General features: G+C 58.9%; 1 protein-coding gene. It reads left to right on the top strand.

Annotated elements, in window-relative coordinates:
* On the top strand, positions 1 to 3,144 hold a 3,144-nt coding region (locus tag EYC98_RS21630; RefSeq protein WP_279247496.1), incomplete at both ends, for a beta strand repeat-containing protein.

Below are 3,144 nucleotides of genomic sequence, written 5' to 3'. Positions count from 1 at the left end.
CGACCACCGCGGATGTAAACGCGATTGCGCAACAACTGACGTACAGCAACACCAACGACCTGCCGCCAGCCAGTGTGCAGATCAACTGGGATCTGAGCGATGGCAACGGTACGGCGCAAGGCACCGGCGGTGCACTGGGTGCCAGCGGTTCCATGACGGTGAACATTACCTCGGTCAACGAGAGCCCGACACTGACAGGTGTGGATGCGACGCCAACCTTTATTGAGGACCAGTCTGCGATTGTGTTGGATAGCACGGTCACTATTGCGGATGTTGAACTGGATGCCTTGAACAGCGGAGCCGGTGACTACACTGGCGCTAGTTTGACCCTGGCCCGTAACCTGGCAGCGAATCCCGACGACGTGTTTGGCTTCACAGCCGGTAGCGGCATCAGCCTCAGTGGCGGTAACTTGGTCAAAGGCGGCGATATCATTGCCAGCTTTGATACCAGCGTGGCGGGTGAGCTGACGATTACCTTCACCAGTCCCGCTACTGCAGTCGCAACCACCGCCGATGTGAATGCGATTGCGCAGCAGCTGAACTACAACAACACTAATGATCTGCCACCGGCGAGTGTGCAGATTAATTGGGATCTGAGCGATGGCAACGGTACGGCGCAAGGCACCGGTGGTGCTTTGAGCGCCAGCGGTTCCATGACCGTCAGCATTACTTCGGTGAATGAGAATCCAACCCTGACCGGCGTGGATGCCACACCGACTTATGTCGAAGATCAACCGGCGATCGTGCTGGATAGCACGGTCACTATTGCGGATGTTGAACTGGATGCGCTGAACGGCGGCGCCGGTGATTACACAGGCGCAAGTTTAACACTGGCCCGTAACCTGGCGGCGAATCCGGACGACGTGTTTGGCTTCACTACCGGCAGCGGCATCAGCCTCAGCGGCGGCAACCTGCTCAAGGGCGGCGATATCATCGCCAGCTTTGATACCAGTGTGGCGGGTGAGCTGACCATTACCTTCACCAGTCCCGCTACTGCAGTCGCAACCACCGCCGATGTGAATGCGATTGCGCAGCAGCTGAACTACAGCAACACCAATGACCTGCCACCGGCGAGTGTGCAGATCAACTGGGATCTGAACGATGGCAATGGCACGGCGCAAGGCACCGGTGGCGCACTGGGTGCCAGCGGTTCCATGACCGTCAGCATTACTTCGGTGAATGAGAATCCGACACTGACCGGTGTGGATGCCACACCGACTTACATAGAAGATCAAGCAGCGGTTGTGCTGGATAGTACAGTCACCATCACAGACGCCGAACTGGATGCCCTGAACGGCGGCGCCGGTGATTATACCGGCGCGAGCCTGACACTGGCCCGTAACCTGGCAGCCAATCCCGACGACGTATTTGGCTTCACAGCCGGCAGCGGTATCAGCCTCAGTGGCGGTAACCTGCTCAAGGGCGGCGATATCATCGCCAGCTTTGATACCAGTGTGGCGGGTGAGCTGACGATTACCTTCGTTAGCCCAACCAGTGCCGTGGCAACCACCGCGGATGTGAATGCGATTGCGCAACAACTGACGTACAGCAACACCAACGACCTGCCGCCAGCCAGTGTGCAGATCAACTGGGATCTGAGCGATGGCAACGGTACGGCGCAAGGCACCGGTGGTGCTTTGAGCGCCAGCGGTTCCATGACCGTCAGCATTACTTCGGTGAATGAGAACCCGACACTGACCGGTGTGGATGCCACGCCGACTTACACAGAAGATCAAGCTGCGATTGTCCTCGACAGCACGGTCACCATTACGGATGTGGAGTTGGATGCACTGAACGGCGGCGCCGGTGATTATACCGGCGCGAGTTTGACGCTGGCCCGTAACCTGGCGGCGAATCCGGACGACGTGTTTGGCTTCACTACCGGCAGCGGCATCAGCCTCAGCGGCGGCAACCTGCTCAAGGGCGGCGATATCATCGCCAGCTTTGATACCAGTGTGGCGGGTGAGCTGACCATTACCTTCACCAGTCCCGCTACTGCAGTCGCAACCACCGCCGATGTGAATGCGATTGCGCAGCAGCTGAACTACAGCAACACCAGTGACCTGCCACCGGCGAGTGTGCAGATCAACTGGGATCTGAACGATGGCAATGGCACGGCGCAAGGCACCGGTGGCGCACTGGGTGCCAGCGGTTCCATGACGGTGAACATTACTTCGGTCAACGAGAATCCAACCCTGACGGGTGTGGATGCGACGCCAACCTTTATTGAGGACCAGTCTGCGATTGTGTTGGATAGCACGGTCACTATTGCGGATGTTGAACTGGATGCACTGAACGGCGGCGCGGGTGACTACACGGGCGCCAGTTTGACTCTGGCCCGTAACCTGGCCGCCAATCCGGATGACGTGTTTGGCTTCACAGCCGGTAACGGCATCAGCCTCAGTGGCGGTAACTTGGTCAAAGGCGGCGATATCATTGCCAGCTTTGATACCAGCGTGGCGGGTGAGCTGACGATTACCTTCACCAGTCCCGCTACCGCAGTCGCGACTACTGCGGATGTGAACGCGATTGCGCAACAACTGACGTACAGCAACACCAACGACCTGCCGCCAGCCAGTGTGCAGATCAACTGGGATCTGAGCGATGGCAACGGTACGGCGCAAGGCACCGGTGGTGCTTTGAGCGCCAGCGGTTCCATGACCGTCAGCATTACTTCGGTGAATGAGAACCCGACACTGACCGGTGTGGATGCCACGCCGACTTACACAGAAGATCAAGCTGCGATTGTCCTCGACAGCACGGTCACCATTACGGATGTGGAGTTGGATGCCCTGAACGGCGGCGCCGGTGATTATACCGGCGCCAGTTTGACGCTGGCCCGTAACCTGGCGGCGAATCCGGACGACGTGTTTGGCTTCACTACCGGCAGCGGCATCAGCCTCAGTGGCGGTAACTTGGTCAAAGGCGGCGATATCATCGCCAGCTTTGATACCAGCGTGGCGGGCGAGCTGACCATTACCTTCACCAGCCCTGCGAGTGCCGTGGCGACCACCGCCGATGTGAACGCGATTGCGCAACAACTGACGTACAGCAACACCAACGACCTGCCGCCAGCCAGTGTGCAGATCAACTGGGATCTGAGCGATGGCAACGGTACGGCGCAAGGCACCGGTGGCGCACTGG

Source organism: Candidatus Litorirhabdus singularis (genome assembly GCF_026262625.1).
GTDB classification, from domain to species: Bacteria; Pseudomonadota; Gammaproteobacteria; order Pseudomonadales; family Halieaceae; genus Litorirhabdus; species Litorirhabdus singularis.
This window is presented reverse-complemented; position numbering and strand designations above follow the sequence as displayed.